Source organism: Pseudomonas fluorescens, from assembly GCF_001307275.1.
GTDB lineage: Bacteria > Pseudomonadota > Gammaproteobacteria > Pseudomonadales > Pseudomonadaceae > Aquipseudomonas > Aquipseudomonas fluorescens_AA.
Genome location: NZ_CP012831.1, coordinates 4183072 through 4198310, shown reverse-complemented (window position 1 = coordinate 4198310; position 15239 = coordinate 4183072). Strand labels below are relative to the sequence as shown.

Sequence of the window (15239 nt, the reverse complement as noted above, 5' to 3'; positions counted from 1 at the left end):
GTGTCTGGAACCGCTGAAAACCCTCCGAAAACACAACATGTAGTGCAAAACCGCAAAAAACGCTCGTTTTTTGATCAAAACCAACCGCCGTTCGACCCAGGCAAAAAAAATCTTCGGCGGCCAAAGCCTTGTAAATACTCGCTCCCACGCGGATATACCCTTCGCGACGCCTTCTGTGAGCCATTTCGCCGCAGCACGTAGGCAAAAAAGTCCTTATAATGCCGCCTCAAACGGGCCTGCAATATTCCCTTACAGGGGATCAAGGCTGCCTGAAGCCCACGCCAGCGCCAAATGCCTCCCGGCGTTCTGCGCCGCTTCGGAACGACCCGTACATTTTTCTGTTTATTGCCTGCGTCAGCTGCTGCAACAAACGATTTTTCAAGATCCACCGCGGCCAGTAGGCCTTCATCGGGCATCTGGCCCTCACGCAGGAGACGACACGTCATGCTGAGCTGGGACGAATTCGACAAAGAAGACGGCGAAGTCGCTGTAAAAGGCGCCAACGCCGGCCACGCTTCTGAAGCCAACATGGACCGCCTCGACAGCGCCGGCGGTGCCGCCGCCCTCGAAGCCCGGGCCGTGACGGCCAGCGACTCGGCCGCGATCATTCGCGCCAAGGCCGCCCTCGACAAACTCGACGTCGCCGAAGGCCTCGCCGAACTCGAAGGTGCCTCCGCCCGTGTCGCCGTCGATGAAAAGCGCATGATCAACTGCCGCGCCGACCTCAACCAGCTCGTCCCCTTCAAATACGACTGGGCCTGGCAGAAGTACCTAGATGGCTGCGCAAACCACTGGATGCCGCAAGAAGTCAACATGACCGCCGACATCGCCCTCTGGAAAAACCCGGAAGGCCTGACCGACGACGAGCGCCGCATCGTGATGCGCAACCTGGGCTTCTTCTCCACCGCCGACTCCCTGGTCGCCAACAACCTGGTCCTGGCCGTGTACCGCCTGATCACCAACCCGGAATGCCGCCAGTACATCCTGCGCCAGGCGTTCGAAGAGGCGATCCACACCCACGCCTACCAGTACTGCATCGAATCGCTGGCCATGGATGAAGGCGAGATCTTCAACATGTACCACGAGATCCCATCGGTCGCGAAAAAAGCCGCCTGGGGCCTGAAGTACACCCGTTCGATCTCCGATCCGAAGTTCGAAACCGGCACCCCGGACACCGACAAAGAGCTGCTGCGCAACCTGATCGCCTACTACTGCGTCCTGGAAGGCATCTTCTTCTACTGCGGCTTCACCCAGATCCTCTCCATGGGCCGCCGCAACAAAATGACCGGCGTCGCCGAGCAGTTCCAATACATCCTGCGCGACGAATCCATGCACCTGAACTTCGGCATCGACGTGATCAACCAGATCAAGATCGAAAACCCGCACCTGTGGGATGCCGAGATGAAGGAAGAAGCGACCCAGATGATCCTGCAGGGTACGCAGCTGGAGATCGAATACGCCCGCGACACCATGCCTCGCGGCGTGCTGGGCATGAACGCGGCGATGATGGAGGACTACCTCAAGTTCATCGCCAACCGTCGCCTGTCGCAGATTGGTCTGAAGGAAGAGTATCCAGGCACGACTAACCCGTTCCCTTGGATGAGCGAGATCATGGACTTGAAGAAGGAGAAGAACTTCTTTGAGACGCGAGTGATTGAGTATCAGACGGGTGGGGCGCTTAGCTGGGATTGATTGTTCAACGATCTCACTAAAGCAAAATAAAATCAGCCCCGCTCCATGCGGGGCTTTTTAGGGGATGGACATGGAAAATACTAATGCAAAGATTCAACTGTCTCTAAACGATGGGACATTTGAAATCTCCGGCTCTGAAAGTTTTGTATCCCAACAAATCGAAAACTTCAAAGAAATAATTCTGGCAACACTACACATGAAACCGCGCACTGAGTTACACAGCGCGCCGCCCCCACCGGTTCACACTCTTGAATTAAGTGCAAACGAAGCTCAGCTAACTTTCGAGAAAAAAACCTTTCAACGTGTATTACACATTGAAGATCAGAGCGTACGCATCATTAAAAAAATGCCCGGCTCGAATAATGCTCAAAAAACCATTACCACCGCACTTGTATACCTTTGGGGTAAAAAATCCGTTGGTGTAAACGAGGTTCCAATTCAAGAAATTAGAGCTTTGTGCCAAGAGCAAGGCTGCCTAGACTCTTCAAATTTCTCCAGCCAAATTCAAGGTGCAAAAGAGCTTATACTGGTCGACGGAAAGAAAAACTCATCTTCCAAGACTTGCAAGCTGACGTTACCGGGAGTTGAGAGGGCAGAAGAAATACTAGAAAAGATCAGCAACTAGTATAGGAATACATAACTTGAAGGTTGACGTATTCTCAAATCTCGCCAAACTAACCGAAGTAACTGAACTGGAGAAAATCTGTTATTTGGCGTTCTACTTCATAGAGAACAAAGAGCAACCTGAGTTTACAATTGCCGACATGAGCGCCATTCTTATCGGACTTGGATTTGCAAAACCAAATGCAAGCCGATTAAAAGAAAAATTACTGCGCTCAAGTGACTTCATTAAAGGTTCAAGAGCGAATCTATTCAGGCTATCGCAAAAAAAATATAGCCTCTTGAAATCTAAATTCCCAGACCTTTCCGATTCAGAAGAGATTAACTCTGACGACTCTCTATTACCCGAAATTCTTTTACATGAATCAAAACGTCAATACCTGATAAAAATCGCACAACAAATAAATTCCGCATACGAAAACAATCTGTTCGACGCCTGCTCGTTGATGATGAGACGATTACTTGAAATACTTATCATCCACTGCTTTGAAGCTGAAAACATCCCAGAGCAAATAAAGGATGAGGAAGGTAACTTTCAAAATTTGAAGACTCTAATAAACAAAATAAAATCAAAGTCTGAAATAAAACTATCGCCGGAAGCAAAAAAAGAAATCGACACCTTCAGAGAACTGGGCAACCTTTCCGCTCATAGAATAAGATACAACTGCCGTCGCGACGACATAAGAAACTTAAAACTCGAATATCGCGCAATAATAGAAGAACTTCTATACCTCGCAAAACTCACCAAGGTAAACACCGCGAGCAGGTCCCACTAAAACAGTAATATTGTTCAACAAATAAAGTACGGAACGCCTACTCTAAAGTTTTTCGAGTACTGCTTGACCAGCGACCGCAGAGCTTTTAGGCTTCTATGCGGTGCCTAAGAAACACCTCACACAGCGGACCAACCGCACCCGACAGTAGCGGCTTTTTTGTGCCTACGGCTTCCCCGTGCGCATCAAAAATCTCTGTTATGCCGGGAGTGGACGAATAAAAGACCCGAAAGGGGAATAAGTCCGGCCCTCTGTGTGGGGTTTCTTAGCTCCCGGCACCCAGCCCTAAGAAAGCTGACACCACACAGAGGTAATGGATATGCCTAAGAATTCTCCCTTCATCCTGAAGGATGATCAGCTACAGCGTTACACCGGACCGCGCGCCTTCCTGCAAGGAGGTCGGTCATGTCTGACCCGCTGATTCCTACTCAATTTATTCGCCACAACATTCATCTGCATGCCCTCTTGGTCGAAAACCAGGCTTGGTTCAGCGCATCCGACTTGGGGCGCTTGATGAGTAAGCACCTCGATGAGCGCATGACCCGCAAGCTTGACCCTGACCAGCGCCGGATGATGCTCGTGCATGTCCATGGGTTGACCGAGGAACGTCTGATGCTGAGCGAGTCAGGTGTTTATGCGTTGCTGGTTTATCACTACTGCCCTGAGTATCGGTTGCTGCGCGAGTGGATCACGCATCAGGTAGTGCCTGCGCTGCGGGATGAGCGCTGCTCACATAAGGTGGAGCGGCCTACGTTGAGCGTGTTGGATTGGCCGAAGATGTCGCTCTGCATGCTGCACTGGCAGGATGAACCATGGATTCGCTTGCGGGATATGCCGGCGGTGTTGGTGGATGATCCGTTTAGCCAGCATGAACCCTGGTGGCGGAAAGCGTCGAGAGTTTTGCGAGGGTTTTGAGATTCAATCAGAAGCCGTCGTCCGTGTTCGGGCGGCGGTTTTTTGTTGGTCATATGGAATTGGGGCTGCTGCGCAGCCCAGCGGGAGCAAGCTCCCTCGCCACGGGTGTCAGGTCATAGGTTGGTGTAGGGCGTGGTTGCTGCGTTGTTTTGAAAATCGCGGGCAGGTTTCCACGGCTTTGGCGGTGTGGAACAGTGGTTCAGGAAACGCCCAGTTTCTGTCGAGTCGATTCACTGCTCGGCCGAAGCACTGCTGAAAATCGGCGCTATCGACAAAGCCACTATGCAGGAATTTGGCGAGGCCTGCATGGCTGAGGTGCCTGCTGAAATCTCAGATCAAGAAGATTCGTCGGTACTCAGAGCCGCCCCTCAAAGCCCTCAATGATGTCCTCCGGGGTGAGATCAAAATCCGACGGCATCCGAATCCTCCCCTTCAACCGACCAGGCTTGCGCGCCTGCGGTGTAGCAACATGAGGCAGCAGATCCAGATAAGGCTTGCCGGCCTTGGTGATCACCACCTTGTCGCCCTGCCATGCACGTGCACCCAGTTGTAAGAGCTGGGACTTTGCTTCTTGCAGGGTTACTTGCACCTGTTCACTCATACACCGTCTCCACGGAATCAACTGACCCAAGCTTGAGCGTTCGATAGGTTCAATGTGGCGCTCCTAGTCTCTGTTCTGAAGATTTCTCCACCTACTCGGCCGCGCCCTTGTCGCCATCCTTGGCCTTCGTACCGAGCTGTGCTGCGGTTTTGCGCTTAGGATTGGCACCGCGAACGGGCATTTGGGGAGTCGTTTTTTGCTGCCTGGGCGGCGGCGTGTAAAGGGTCGTGGCAGACTTCGTCAGCCCCAGGCGCAGCCCGAATTTCCTCAAGATGGCTTCGATGGTGCTAAAGGTTGGATTACCCTTGTCCTTCTCGATTTGGTACAGGGCCTTGGTCGACATGTTGCACATGACAGCAAAGGTTTCCTGATCCAGGCCGGTCACCTCAAGCCGTAGCCGGCGGATAGCGGTTCCCAGGGTTTCGATCCCCGTCACATGCTGCATGACGATGTCGTCAATGAGCTCCCTGCGCCGTTCGTTGGTGTTCTCTTTCATCGCAGCCCCCATTCAGCCAGGCGCTTATCCAAATTGTTCAGCGGAATAGACTGAGCGCGCCTCACTTCCTCTGGAAGATCAACCAGCAGATCCGGTAAAGCTCTGAATGTCTCGGCGGCTCCAAGCAGACGCTCGAAAAGCACGTCAGGGCTGACCAAGTCTTGGAAGTCACTGCTGATTATTTTCCAGTCTGGACTTCCCATATGCTCGGCCTTCCATTTGGTTACCCGAGTGACACCTTCCGGATCGAGCACCATCGGTGCAAGGTCATAGATTGGCGCCAGTTCGAATTTGTCCCGATATCTGAAGATGGCCGTGTTGCGCCCATGGTTGTCCGAATTCCCCAGGATACGATTCAGCAGGTCACGGCGAAGGTATTCAAATATCAGCTCCTCAAGCTCACCTTCCTGCCCATTCGTACGCCACAGATGGATCAGGCGACTGAGCACATCCTCATGATTCATTCTCGAACCAGGCTCGGTGTTCTCACATACTGAATAAATCGACTCGACCGGAACTCTTTCCACCATGCCGTTGGCGACTCGCCGATCAAAGCGCGGCATCCACAGGCTTGGCTTTTCGGCCTCCTCAAGCACCAGTTCATTTGTAGATATCGTATTCAAACCGAGCTGGGAGATCGCTTTGTAGTAGTGGTACTCGGCCCGCAGGATGTTCTTGTCGCGCTCAGTCACTTTGTTGCGAGCAAATTTCACCAACCAATGGCGGCGCGCAAGCTCATCAGAAAGCATCGCATCGGCATAAAGCGCGCCGTCCTCATCCTCAACCATAATCAGCTTCGGAGCTTCCCCCTGAGCACCCGTAGCACCGCCTAGCGCAGCGCCAGACTCATAGGCGTACTCAAGAAAATCATTGGTCCTGTCTACAACGTCCTTGCGCGCAAAGGCCTCCTTGCGAGTTTGGTCGATATGTTCAAAAGACTCCTTCACCCGCAAGTGTCCAATGGGTGAGGGCGTGCAGCGACTCAGGAGGAAAAAGCTCATGTCCATACCGTCAGGCTTCTCCCCACCGAATCGCTTCTGCAACGATTTCCGAGCGGCACCGGCCGGTATGATGTCGTAGACAAATGGGGGATAGCCTTTGCTGTCGACAGCGTTCCAGCTCAGCGGAAGGTTCACGCTGATGGCAGATTCAAACGCGGTATCCAGCTTACGGATGAAATAGAGTAAGTAATCTTGATCATAAGATACGCTGCATCGCGACTCCTCAATCTTCTGGACGTTCGACACAGTGAGGACCACAGCATTGCGCCATTGGCCTTCAACGTAAGTCTGGATAGTGAGATGTCCTGACATTTTCACCTCAACCGGAACTATGATGCCGGTTAGTCTCGCTCAAAGCCCCCTTACCAGCAATATAATTCCGATTATCGGCAGTACCTACCGCAAAACCGGCATCATAATACCGATTGCTCTGACCCTGGAACTGCGGAACGGGGGCTGCTTCGCACCCAACGGGAGCAAACTCCCTCGCCCCAGGTATCAGGCCCGAGCAGCTTGGCCTTCCCAAAACGTCGGCTCACCTAAAGGCAACGGCGACCGCCCTCCCCCTCACCACGCTTCCCCCATTTATGGGAAACCGCCTTGCGCTCTTCGCTATAACCTTAGAAGCAACTGCGAATTAGACTTGCCGGAGTTAAGTCCGCGTTGTGATTAAGGAAGACAACATGCAAGAAATTTTCAGCATCAATTGGTTGCTTTGGCTATCGACCATGGTTCCGCTGACCCTGAGTGCGGGCCCCGGCAACTTGATGGTGGCGACGTCGGGTGCGCAAAGCGGTGTGCGTCGTTCGGTGCGGTTTATCGTTGGGCTCGACATTACTTACTTCCTGATCGCCGTGCTGGTCGGCTTAGGCCTTTATCACACGCTGATGAACAATCCGACACTGGTATGGGCGCTGCAAGTGGTGGGCAGTTTCTACATCTTGTGGCTGGGTGTGCGCATGCTGCGTCGTCCACTGAAAGCGCCCACCGACAAGGCCATGCACCTGCAATTTCGGGACGGCATTGTTATACAACTGGGCAACGTGCAAGGGATCGTGATGTTGCTGGTGATGTTTTCCACATTCATGCCTTCCGGCGAGACCAGCAGCACTGTCGTGTTGATCCTCAGTGCGGCGCTGATTTCGCTGAACTTCTTCTCCCATGTCATCTGGGTGTCGATGGGTTCGACCGTGCAGAAACTGATCCAGTCCCGCCCCAAACTGCTGATGTTTCAGAACGCTGCGTTCGGCCTGATGCTGATAGCGGTTGCGGTATGGATTTTCCTGCGCATCAGCCCGCTTTAAGGAGGCTCCCATGACCCAGACCCACGGAATTGTCTTCGCCGCCCCCGGGGCACCCAACGTCATGGAATTGCGCAAATACCCGCTGCGTACCACCGGCCCTGAAGAAATCACTGTGGCCATCGAAGCCGCCGGCGTGAACTTCATCGACCTGCACCGGCGTTCCGGCGCGCTGGACGATGGTTCAGCCTTCCCCCGGGGCTTGGGCATGGAAGGTGCTGGGCGTGTCGTCGAATGTGGATCGCAGGTGAAAAACCTGGCCATTGGCGATCGAGTGGCCTTCGTCGACAGCTCGACCGGCAGCTATGCCGGTCACGCGGTCGTTCGCGCTTCGCGGGCGATACGCTTGCCCGATGGCGTGCCGAGCGAAGTCGCGGCAGGCCTCATGTTCAAAGGGCTGACGGCCGAATACCTGACGCATCGCTGCGTGCCGCTGGCGCCTGGTGACTTTGTGGTATGGCACGCGGCGGCGGGCGGCGTGGGCAGCATTGCCACAAGCTGGCTGGTCGCTCGCGGTGTACACGTGATAGGTCTCGCTTCGACCGAAGCCAAACGCCGTCAGGTTCTGGATGTGGGGTGCATAGCGGCCCTCAATGCCGAAGCGCCAGACACACTGGGGTCGATCCGTGAATTGACCGATGGCAAAGGCGCCCATGTCGTATTCGACTCGATCGGTAAAGATACCGTAGAGCTGTCATTGGCGAGTTTGCGTCCGCGCGGCCACCTCGTGCTGTTTGGCAATGCTTCGGGCGACGTGACGGATTTCAACCTGTCCCGGCTCGGGCAGATGGGCTCGCTGCATGTGACGCGGCCGTCGTTGAAGCACTACATCGGCGGCGACGCTGAATTGACCCACGCGGCCGAACGGGTGCTGCAAGCAGTGGCCAAGGGCGCGATTCGTTTGCCGGCAATAGCGCACTTCCCCCTCGCGCTGGCGGCCCAGGCCCACTGCGTCATGCAATACCGCCAAACCCAGGGTTCATTGATTCTGGTGCCATGACCTCGCGGTAAGACGGTGGTCAGTGCATGCCGACCGCTTTGCCGTGAAACAGCTCCGTCAGATACTCCACCACTCGATCAACGCGGCTCACACCCTGGGTCGCCTGATTGCGCAGCAACCAGATTTCCGAGCGGCGAGCAGGGTGATTGGCCAACACCTGGCACAGACCGGACTGATGTCCGACATAGACGGGTAGCGCGGCAATCCCCAGATCGGCTTCGACGGCCTTGAGCTGCGCATTCAGGTTTGAAACGCGCATCCACAGCTTCTGGTCTCCGGCCATTTCGCTCAACCATTGGGCGAGCGGCATATACGACATTTCTTCGGTCCAGCCGATCAGGCTGTGGTGCTTGAGGTCGGCGGGTTCGGTCGGCAGACCGTTGGCATCGGCATAAGCCCGGGAGCAGAAAAGCCCCTGCATCAGTGTTCCGACCCGGCGCATGGTGAAGTTACCGTTCTCCGGTCTGCGCAAGCGGATAATGATGTCGCTGTGGCTCTGCGTGAGTTTCGACGACACCGCCGAGTTAATGAAGTCGAAACTGATCTCCGGGTGCTGAGCATGAAATACCGCGAGTTGCGGAATGATCAAGTGCGTACCCATTAGTTCCGGACAATCGATGCGCACCTGTCCCGCCATCCGATCACCCGGTTGCGACATTTGCCGCTCGATCAGTTTGAAACGCTCCTCCGTTTCCAGTGCCAATGGCAGCAACGCTCTTCCCGCTTCAGTCAGGAAGTAACCGTTGGTCTTCTTCGAAAACAATACCGTACCGAGCGATTCCTCGAGCGCCGCGATCTTGCGCGACACCGTCGAGGCCGAAACCTTGAGCGAGATTCCGGCCTCGGTCACGTTGTTCGATTTAGCCACGAAGATAAAAACCTTCAGATCATCCCAATCCATGTCGATGACATACCCAAAAATGGAAAATCGATCCCCACCTATTTCTATTCGAAATATCCAGAGGCCACGTTACAGTTTTTGCATGGAGCAAAACCCTAGAGGAAACATGGATGATACGTAACTCAATGCGCGCCCTTCCAGGGTTCATGCAGCCGTTTCTGAGTTGGCTGACAGCCAAGCCTCTGCCCGAAGACCTCGATAAAGTCCGACCTCTGAAGCCGTTCCACCATATCGTTGTGTCGGCGGGATTAATAGCCGGCGGCGCGCTGTTGGCCGGCATCGGTTATTCGCAGGCCAGCATTGCGCTGTGGCTGTTGGGCTTTGTCCTCGCCACCGGTGGCATCAAGCAGATGCAAGTGATGATCTGCCACAACTGCGCCCATGACATGGTCTTCGAATCGCGCGAGACCAATATGACCGTCGGCCGGATCATTTCCGGCGTCCTGATGCTCAAACCCTTCGATACCTACAAGAGCGAACACGCGCTGCATCACAGTTCGAAAACGCTGCTGACCGACGATGATGACACCCTCTCCTACCTGCAAAGTGTGGTGGGTTTGAAACCGTCCGACAGCATCGCCAGCATGTGGACCAAACTGGTCTCGACCGCGCTGTCGCCACTGGCCGTGCTGCGTTCGTGCTGGGGCCGATTGAAAGGCACCGCCACGGCTGAAAACCGCCGCGTCGCAGTACTGACCTTGGTCTTCTGGGCGGGCCTTGCACTGCTGTCGGCAGCCTTGGGCCATTTCGATCTGTTCATCGTGGCGTGGGTGATTCCGATCTTCGCCGGCTACCACATCAGCACCACATTTCGCCTGGCGGCCGAGCACACCTGGCCCAGCGTGGACGTACTGGAACGGCGCGGCATCGACTTCATTTGCGAAAGCACCACCGGCGTATTCATCGGCGAAGAACTGCGCATACCCCAAGGTGCGGGAACTGTTCGACGCTTCGCCCATATCAGCGTTTGGCTGATCAAGATGCTGGCGTTCCACTTGTTTGTCCGGGTGTTTGTGATGGTCGGCGATACACCGTGTCACGACTTTCATCACCGGCGCCCACGATCCAAAGAGTGGCCGAACTACATCACTGCCCGCGAACGCGACAGGATCGAAGGTTCCAAACCCTTTCCCACGAACTACGCCGAGACCTGGGGCTACATCAACTCGGTGACCACCAACTTTCGCAACTTTCAGCGGGCGCTCCCGTACTACGCAACCAGGACAGCAACTTAAAAAGGACTTTGACGATGACTTTCAGCAAAACCGCTCTGCTCACCACCGTGCCTTCGGATTCCCATAGTTGGAATCTGGTGTTCATGGAGTTCCTGCTCACGGACATGGGCTACAACGTCGAGAATCTGGGACCGAACACGCCCATGGATGAAGTGATCGCGCGGCTCAACCGCCACGCCAGCGCCATGGTTGTCGTCAGCACGGTCAATGGCCATGGCTACATCGAAGGCGCTGAACTCGCGCGGCGTATTCGTAGCGAAACCAAACACACCGACGGGGTGTATATCGGCGGCAAGATCTGCACCGAAAACGATCCTCGGACCATTGCCCGCCATAGCGACACACTGCGCGCCGCCGGTTTCGATGAGGTGTTCGACGACAGCGTGGCCAACAGCTTCGATGCCTTTCAGGAATTGGTGTCTGCCCAGTTGTATCCAGAGCATTACCTGGAGAAACGGATCGCTCGCTGACCCGTTGCACCCTTACCGACTCGCAGAAAAAGGCAGATCAGGATGATCGATTTCAACACCCATGTTCTTGAACGCTTCAACGCCCATGGCCCGGTGCTCCAGCCGCGAATGGGCTTCAGTGACCCGGCCCGGATGCAAGCCGGCCTGGAAGCCACGGCAGCGAGCCGGGCGAACACTGTGTGCACCATCACCCTTGATGCGTTCACCCGGGTAAACAATCTTGAAGCAGCGCAACGGGCCATCGACAGCGAATCGATGCTCAACGGTTATCCGATCGTCAACCATCCGCCAGCGCAAACCCGTGCCATGATCGACCAGATCGATGCGCGCTACCGCCTGCCAGTGCAGGTTCGTCATGGTTCACCCGACCCGTTGCACATTTTCGAGCGCATGGTCGAAGTCGGTCTGCCCACCACCGAGGGCGGGCCGATTTCCTATTGCCTGCCGTACAGTCGCACGCCGTTGCGCGAGGCGTTCGGGCACTGGGAGAAAGCCTGTCAGGTGCTGTCCAGCGGCGTCGACAACAGTCACATCGAAAGCTTCGCCGGTTGCATGATGGGACAGATGTGCGACCCGGTGATTCTGGTGGCGCTGAATATTCTTGAAGGGTTGTTCTTGCGCTCCCATGGCATCAAGACGCTGTCGTTCTCCTACGCTCAAGGCACCTCGCCGGTGCAGGATCGTGCGGCGGTGACAGCCCTCCAACAACTCGCGGCCGAATATTTTGCGCCGGGCAGCTATCACTTTGTCGGTTATGTGTTCATGGGGTTCTTCCCGCGCTCGCTTGGCGGTTTTTGCCGAATCACTGGCGATGCGCTGGCGATGATCCGCGCCACGGGTGTGCAGCGCGTGATCATCAAGACACCGGTGGAATCAAGGCGCATTCCCCGGGTAGAGGAAAATATCGCGGCGCTGGAGTACTGCGACTATTGCCTGAACACCGACGGCGTTTTACCGCAGATTCCGTTCGATTCCCAGGAACACGAACGCGTCCTGCGCAGCGCGAAACGCCTGATCGAAGGCACGCTGGCCCACGACAGCAACTTGTCCGAAGCCCTGCTCGGTGCCTTTGACAGTGGTTTTCTGTCGATCCCCTACTGCCTGCACCCCGACAACAAACGCGGCGCCGGCACCGTGCTGACGCCGGAAAGCTATTACCACGGGTTCCAGGGCGAGCGGGTGGAAAACGCCTTCTCGTTTCTGGCGGCGCTGAGACAGAACATCCGCACCTATGACTGCGTGCTTTGACCCTGGAACGACCCGCTCACTGCCTTAATTGGGGGCTGCTGCGCAGCCCAGCGGGAGCAAGCTCCCTCGCCACAGGGTTGGTGTCGAGCTGGGAATATCAATAAAGTCTCGGGCGCTGTCCATGGCTGGGGCATTGCTGCAGATTTTACATTGAGCTGAAAACAATCAGTGCAACCCACCCCGCCTCCCGCTATTAATATCCTTTCCCCCTCAAGGACCCGAGCCCTTCATGAAATTCGACCTCGCCTATTGCCGCAGCCTCGACGACAAGCTGTCGATCTATGACGTGCGCGATCTGAATTTCGACGAGACGGTGGCGTTCGATTCCGCGAAAGAACAGTTCCAGTGCCCCAACGATGCCTGTCGGACGGCGTTTGATGAGGAGAATCGGCTGACGACGCTCAATGCCAAGAGCGTCAATTACATTCGCACGCCACATTTCAAGAACCAACCAACGACCCAGCATATCGAGGGCTGTCCTTATGTCAGCCCGAAAACACCGGGGTTGGGTGCGCAGAGTGGCGAGGCGGAAACGGATGACGACCGCGAAGAGCATTTTCCGTCGGAGCTGTTGCTGACTCGGCGTCAGTACGTGCGTAAACCGTCCGATCTGCCGAAGGATGTCGAAGCGACTCGCCCTCCCCCCCTCTCTGCATCGTCCCACGGTGATGACACTCATTCCGCCCAGGACTCGACACCGGACAAGACCAGTGTCTTCGCCCACCCGGTGGAATGTTTCGTCTCGAATTTCGATAACAAGGATCTGCTCAAGCGCATGCCGCTGAAGATTGGCGAGCACACGGCGCCCTATGGATCGTTCTTCAAGAAGATCGACTACTTGCAGGACAACAAGGGCTTGATCTACTGGGGCAAGATCAAGGAGATCAAGGATTACACGCTGAGCTTTCGCATCGATTTCGAAGCAAAGGTCTGGTTCAAGCAAGCGGACGAGGCAAAGAAGAAGCCTTACTCAGTCAACGTTTACCTGAGCAAGAAGCTGATCGACAACTACCGCAAGCGCAAAGCGTTCCTGGAAGAAATCAAGCACGCCATCGACAGTGACGAGTCGTTGTATTGCTTCTTTTATGGCGTGACGCCGGAGTTCAAGCAGGTGCCGAGCAAGAAAAACCCCGACCAGACGTTCGGGGTGTTCAGCGCCAATATCGAGAACCTGGACCATTTTATTATTCGGGAGGCGCCGGGGTTGGCGGATCAATAGCCCCCTACCCCAGCAACATCCCCCCCATGACCAGCATCAACAACCCCACATACACCCGCGCATGCAGCCGATCCGGTATCCGCCCGATCCACGGCGTTGCCAGGCGGATGCCCAATAGCCCCCCGAGCGTGAGTACAGCGAAGGCCAGCAAGTCGACATAACCGACGAACCACGGCCCAAGGTCCGTTCCGGTGAAAGCGGCCAAGGCCATGTAGGTCACGGTGCCGGCCAAAGCGACAGGCAGGCTCAGCGGATTGGCCATGGACGTGGCCTGGGACATGTTCAAGCCACATCGGCGCAGCAGCGGCACGGTCATGACACTTCCGCCGACACCCAGGAACGTGGCAATGATTCCGACAGCCGTACCACCCAACGTCGTCTCCATCGCCGACAGAGGTCGTGGGTCGGCATCCCTGGCGCGCGTCAGAAAACCTCGCCGCAACAGGCAATCCAGAATGGTCAGGCCCAAGTAGGCAATGAAGGCGTAGCGGATAATCTCGCCGCTCATCCAGGTGGCAGCCGTTGCGCCGAGGATCGCGCCCAGAGCGATGAAGGCGCCGAACGGCCACAAGTAATGACGAAGCAGCTGACCGGCGCGGTGATGTTTTCCAGTGGCAACCAAGGCGTTGACGATCATGACGCAGGTGGAAGTGGCCACGGCGATGTGCATCGCCGACTCACCGATAACGTCACCTGCGTGGCGAGCCATCAGCAGGCGGTAGATCAACGGCACCACGACAAAACCACCGCCGAACCCAAACAGCACGGCGGTCACGCCACTCAAGCAGCCGAAACAGGCGAGCAATACGTAGAACATCTAGGGAAGTCCGTGGAATGGGGAGGCGTCCACGATAGGTAAACGAAGGTTGGCCCGCTGTAGCAAACCGGCCAATAATGTTCGCGTTTACGCCAATCGCGAGTCACCCTTCGATGCGCAACACTTCGATCGATTTGCTGGATGCGACACCCAGGGCCGTCGTCGCCATTGGCACCGATTACCCCCACGGGCATCTGTTGCCGATGCACCATCATCGCCGGGCCCAACTGCTCTACGGTGCCACCGGGGTGATGCAGGTCGGCACGGCGGACGGCAACTGGGTGGTGCCGCCGCAACGGGCGGTCTGGATTCCACCGGGGGTCGACCATGAAGTGCTGATGCTGGGCGTGAGCACCCGTAGCCTGTACATCGAACCGGCTGCGGTTACGACCATGGACACGCGGTGCCAGGTCATCGGCGTGTCGCCCTTGATGCGCCAGTTGCTGATGGAAGCCGTGGCGCTTGCGCCGGACTACGACGAGGCTGGACGCGATGGCGCGCTGATCGATCTGCTGCTCCACGAACTGCTGCGCAGCACCCATCTGCCACTGCACCTCCCACTGCCCCAGGACCCGCGCCTGCTCGGCCTGTGCCGGGCGTTCCTGAAACACCCCGACACCCATGCCTCGCCCGTGCAATGGGCGGCGCAATTGCATATCAGCCTGCGCTCCTTCAATCGCCTGTTCAGCCGGCAGACCACGCTGAGTTTCAGCCAGTGGCGACAGCAGGCGTGTGTCATGGCGGCGTTGGCCCGTTTGGCCGAAGGGGATTCGGTGACGTGCATAGCCTTGGATCTGGGCTACGACAGCCCCGCTGCGTTTTCCACCATGTTCCGTCGGGTGCTGGGTCACGCTCCGAGCGCCTGGCTGGAGAAGACCACCGGTCATTGATCAAAAAATGAGATTGATCAGGATTCAAAACAACTGTACAAAAACACAGTATTTTTTGA

Annotated in this window: 17 protein-coding genes; 11 read left to right on the top strand and 6 right to left on the bottom strand. The window is 56.1% G+C overall.

The features are described 5' to 3' along the window. Nucleotides 1–74: 74 nt before the first annotated feature. Nucleotides 75–416, bottom strand: coding sequence for a hypothetical protein (locus AO356_RS32615; RefSeq protein ID WP_152032432.1), 342 nt, complete (start codon nt 414–416; stop codon nt 75–77). A 28-nt stretch (nt 417–444) separates the two neighbouring features. Here AO356_RS32615 and AO356_RS18705 point away from each other — a divergent pair, with 28 nt between their 5' ends. The 4 genes from AO356_RS18705 to AO356_RS18695 all read left to right on the top strand — a co-directional run bounded on the left by AO356_RS18705 (nt 445) and on the right by AO356_RS18695 (nt 4001). Continuing rightward, nucleotides 445–1692, top strand: coding sequence for a ribonucleotide-diphosphate reductase subunit beta (locus AO356_RS18705; protein WP_003204812.1), 1248 nt, complete (start codon nt 445–447; stop codon nt 1690–1692). A gap of 70 nt (nt 1693–1762) precedes the next feature. Next, nucleotides 1763–2317: a hypothetical protein gene (locus AO356_RS32610; protein ID WP_152032431.1), complete on the top strand. Its 555-nt coding sequence runs from the start codon at nt 1763–1765 to the stop codon at nt 2315–2317. A 16-nt stretch (nt 2318–2333) separates the two neighbouring features. Next, complete coding sequence (locus tag AO356_RS18700) at nt 2334–3089, top strand: DUF4145 domain-containing protein (RefSeq protein WP_060740999.1); 756 nt, start codon at nt 2334–2336, stop codon at nt 3087–3089. A 402-nt stretch (nt 3090–3491) separates the two neighbouring features. After that, nucleotides 3492–4001 carry a Bro-N domain-containing protein gene (locus tag AO356_RS18695; RefSeq protein WP_060740998.1) on the top strand — a complete coding sequence of 170 codons (510 nt, stop codon included), beginning with the start codon at nt 3492–3494 and terminating at the stop codon, nt 3999–4001. 355 nt (nt 4002–4356) lie between these two features. Here AO356_RS18695 and AO356_RS18690 read toward each other — a convergent pair whose 3' ends face one another. From AO356_RS18690 to AO356_RS18680, 3 genes are all read right to left on the bottom strand, one after another. Continuing rightward, nucleotides 4357–4602 carry a type II toxin-antitoxin system Phd/YefM family antitoxin gene (locus AO356_RS18690; protein WP_060740997.1) on the bottom strand — a complete coding sequence of 82 codons (246 nt, stop codon included), beginning with the start codon at nt 4600–4602 and terminating at the stop codon, nt 4357–4359. A gap of 91 nt (nt 4603–4693) precedes the next feature. Beyond that, nucleotides 4694–5098: a helix-turn-helix domain-containing protein gene (locus tag AO356_RS18685; protein WP_060743149.1), complete on the bottom strand. Its 405-nt coding sequence runs from the start codon at nt 5096–5098 to the stop codon at nt 4694–4696. After that, the gene (locus AO356_RS18680) at nt 5095–6411 is read right to left on the bottom strand and encodes a type II toxin-antitoxin system HipA family toxin (RefSeq protein WP_060740996.1); all 1317 of its coding nucleotides are present in this window, start codon (nt 6409–6411) and stop codon (nt 5095–5097) included. The genes AO356_RS18685 and AO356_RS18680 overlap by 4 nt, the downstream gene beginning before the upstream one ends. A gap of 371 nt (nt 6412–6782) precedes the next feature. Between AO356_RS18680 and AO356_RS18675 the strand changes: the two genes are divergently transcribed. Both AO356_RS18675 and AO356_RS18670 read left to right on the top strand, forming a co-directional pair. Further along, a complete protein-coding gene (locus AO356_RS18675; RefSeq protein WP_060740995.1) occupies nt 6783–7403 on the top strand; it encodes a LysE family translocator in 621 nt (206 codons plus the stop codon). Nucleotides 7404–7413: 10 nt separating this feature from the next. Then, nucleotides 7414–8400: a quinone oxidoreductase family protein gene (locus AO356_RS18670; protein ID WP_237140758.1), complete on the top strand. Its 987-nt coding sequence runs from the start codon at nt 7414–7416 to the stop codon at nt 8398–8400. A gap of 19 nt (nt 8401–8419) precedes the next feature. On the opposite strand, the gene AO356_RS18665 is transcribed toward AO356_RS18670, so the two are convergent. Next, nucleotides 8420–9301: a LysR family transcriptional regulator gene (locus AO356_RS18665; RefSeq protein ID WP_060740994.1), complete on the bottom strand. Its 882-nt coding sequence runs from the start codon at nt 9299–9301 to the stop codon at nt 8420–8422. 110 nt (nt 9302–9411) lie between these two features. Between AO356_RS18665 and AO356_RS18660 the strand changes: the two genes are divergently transcribed. The 4 genes from AO356_RS18660 to AO356_RS18645 all read left to right on the top strand — a co-directional run bounded on the left by AO356_RS18660 (nt 9412) and on the right by AO356_RS18645 (nt 13473). Next, nucleotides 9412–10536 (top strand): fatty acid desaturase, encoded by a 1125-nt coding sequence (locus AO356_RS18660; protein WP_177431698.1) that lies wholly within the window; start codon nt 9412–9414, stop codon nt 10534–10536. Nucleotides 10537–10550: 14 nt separating this feature from the next. Further along, the gene (locus AO356_RS18655) at nt 10551–11006 is read left to right on the top strand and encodes a cobalamin B12-binding domain-containing protein (RefSeq protein WP_060740993.1); all 456 of its coding nucleotides are present in this window, start codon (nt 10551–10553) and stop codon (nt 11004–11006) included. Nucleotides 11007–11048: 42 nt separating this feature from the next. Then, the gene (locus AO356_RS18650) at nt 11049–12254 is read left to right on the top strand and encodes a methylaspartate mutase (protein WP_060740992.1); all 1206 of its coding nucleotides are present in this window, start codon (nt 11049–11051) and stop codon (nt 12252–12254) included. 229 nt (nt 12255–12483) lie between these two features. Further along, a complete protein-coding gene (locus tag AO356_RS18645; protein ID WP_060740991.1) occupies nt 12484–13473 on the top strand; it encodes a hypothetical protein in 990 nt (329 codons plus the stop codon). Nucleotides 13474–13477: 4 nt separating this feature from the next. Here AO356_RS18645 and AO356_RS18640 read toward each other — a convergent pair whose 3' ends face one another. Then, a complete protein-coding gene (locus AO356_RS18640; RefSeq protein ID WP_060740990.1) occupies nt 13478–14290 on the bottom strand; it encodes a sulfite exporter TauE/SafE family protein in 813 nt (270 codons plus the stop codon). A 113-nt stretch (nt 14291–14403) separates the two neighbouring features. Here AO356_RS18640 and AO356_RS18635 point away from each other — a divergent pair, with 113 nt between their 5' ends. Continuing rightward, nucleotides 14404–15180, top strand: coding sequence for an AraC family transcriptional regulator (locus AO356_RS18635; RefSeq protein ID WP_060740989.1), 777 nt, complete (start codon nt 14404–14406; stop codon nt 15178–15180). The last annotated feature ends 59 nt before the right edge of the window (nt 15181–15239 follow it).

Coding starts and splice junctions, on each gene's coding strand:
- AO356_RS32615 (WP_152032432.1), bottom strand. CDS start 416: ATGCCCGATGAAGGCCTACTGGCCGCGGTGGATCTTGAAAAATCGTTT.
- AO356_RS18705 (WP_003204812.1), top strand. CDS start 445: ATGCTGAGCTGGGACGAATTCGACAAAGAAGACGGCGAAGTCGCTGTA.
- AO356_RS32610 (WP_152032431.1), top strand. CDS start 1,763: ATGGAAAATACTAATGCAAAGATTCAACTGTCTCTAAACGATGGGACA.
- AO356_RS18695 (WP_060740998.1), top strand. CDS start 3,492: ATGTCTGACCCGCTGATTCCTACTCAATTTATTCGCCACAACATTCAT.
- AO356_RS18690 (WP_060740997.1), bottom strand. CDS start 4,602: ATGAGTGAACAGGTGCAAGTAACCCTGCAAGAAGCAAAGTCCCAGCTC.
- AO356_RS18685 (WP_060743149.1), bottom strand. CDS start 5,098: ATGAAAGAGAACACCAACGAACGGCGCAGGGAGCTCATTGACGACATC.
- AO356_RS18680 (WP_060740996.1), bottom strand. CDS start 6,411: ATGTCAGGACATCTCACTATCCAGACTTACGTTGAAGGCCAATGGCGC.
- AO356_RS18675 (WP_060740995.1), top strand. CDS start 6,783: ATGCAAGAAATTTTCAGCATCAATTGGTTGCTTTGGCTATCGACCATG.
- AO356_RS18670 (WP_237140758.1), top strand. CDS start 7,414: ATGACCCAGACCCACGGAATTGTCTTCGCCGCCCCCGGGGCACCCAAC.
- AO356_RS18665 (WP_060740994.1), bottom strand. CDS start 9,301: ATGGATTGGGATGATCTGAAGGTTTTTATCTTCGTGGCTAAATCGAAC.
- AO356_RS18660 (WP_177431698.1), top strand. CDS start 9,412: ATGATACGTAACTCAATGCGCGCCCTTCCAGGGTTCATGCAGCCGTTT.
- AO356_RS18655 (WP_060740993.1), top strand. CDS start 10,551: ATGACTTTCAGCAAAACCGCTCTGCTCACCACCGTGCCTTCGGATTCC.
- AO356_RS18650 (WP_060740992.1), top strand. CDS start 11,049: ATGATCGATTTCAACACCCATGTTCTTGAACGCTTCAACGCCCATGGC.
- AO356_RS18645 (WP_060740991.1), top strand. CDS start 12,484: ATGAAATTCGACCTCGCCTATTGCCGCAGCCTCGACGACAAGCTGTCG.
- AO356_RS18640 (WP_060740990.1), bottom strand. CDS start 14,290: ATGTTCTACGTATTGCTCGCCTGTTTCGGCTGCTTGAGTGGCGTGACC.
- AO356_RS18635 (WP_060740989.1), top strand. CDS start 14,404: ATGCGCAACACTTCGATCGATTTGCTGGATGCGACACCCAGGGCCGTC.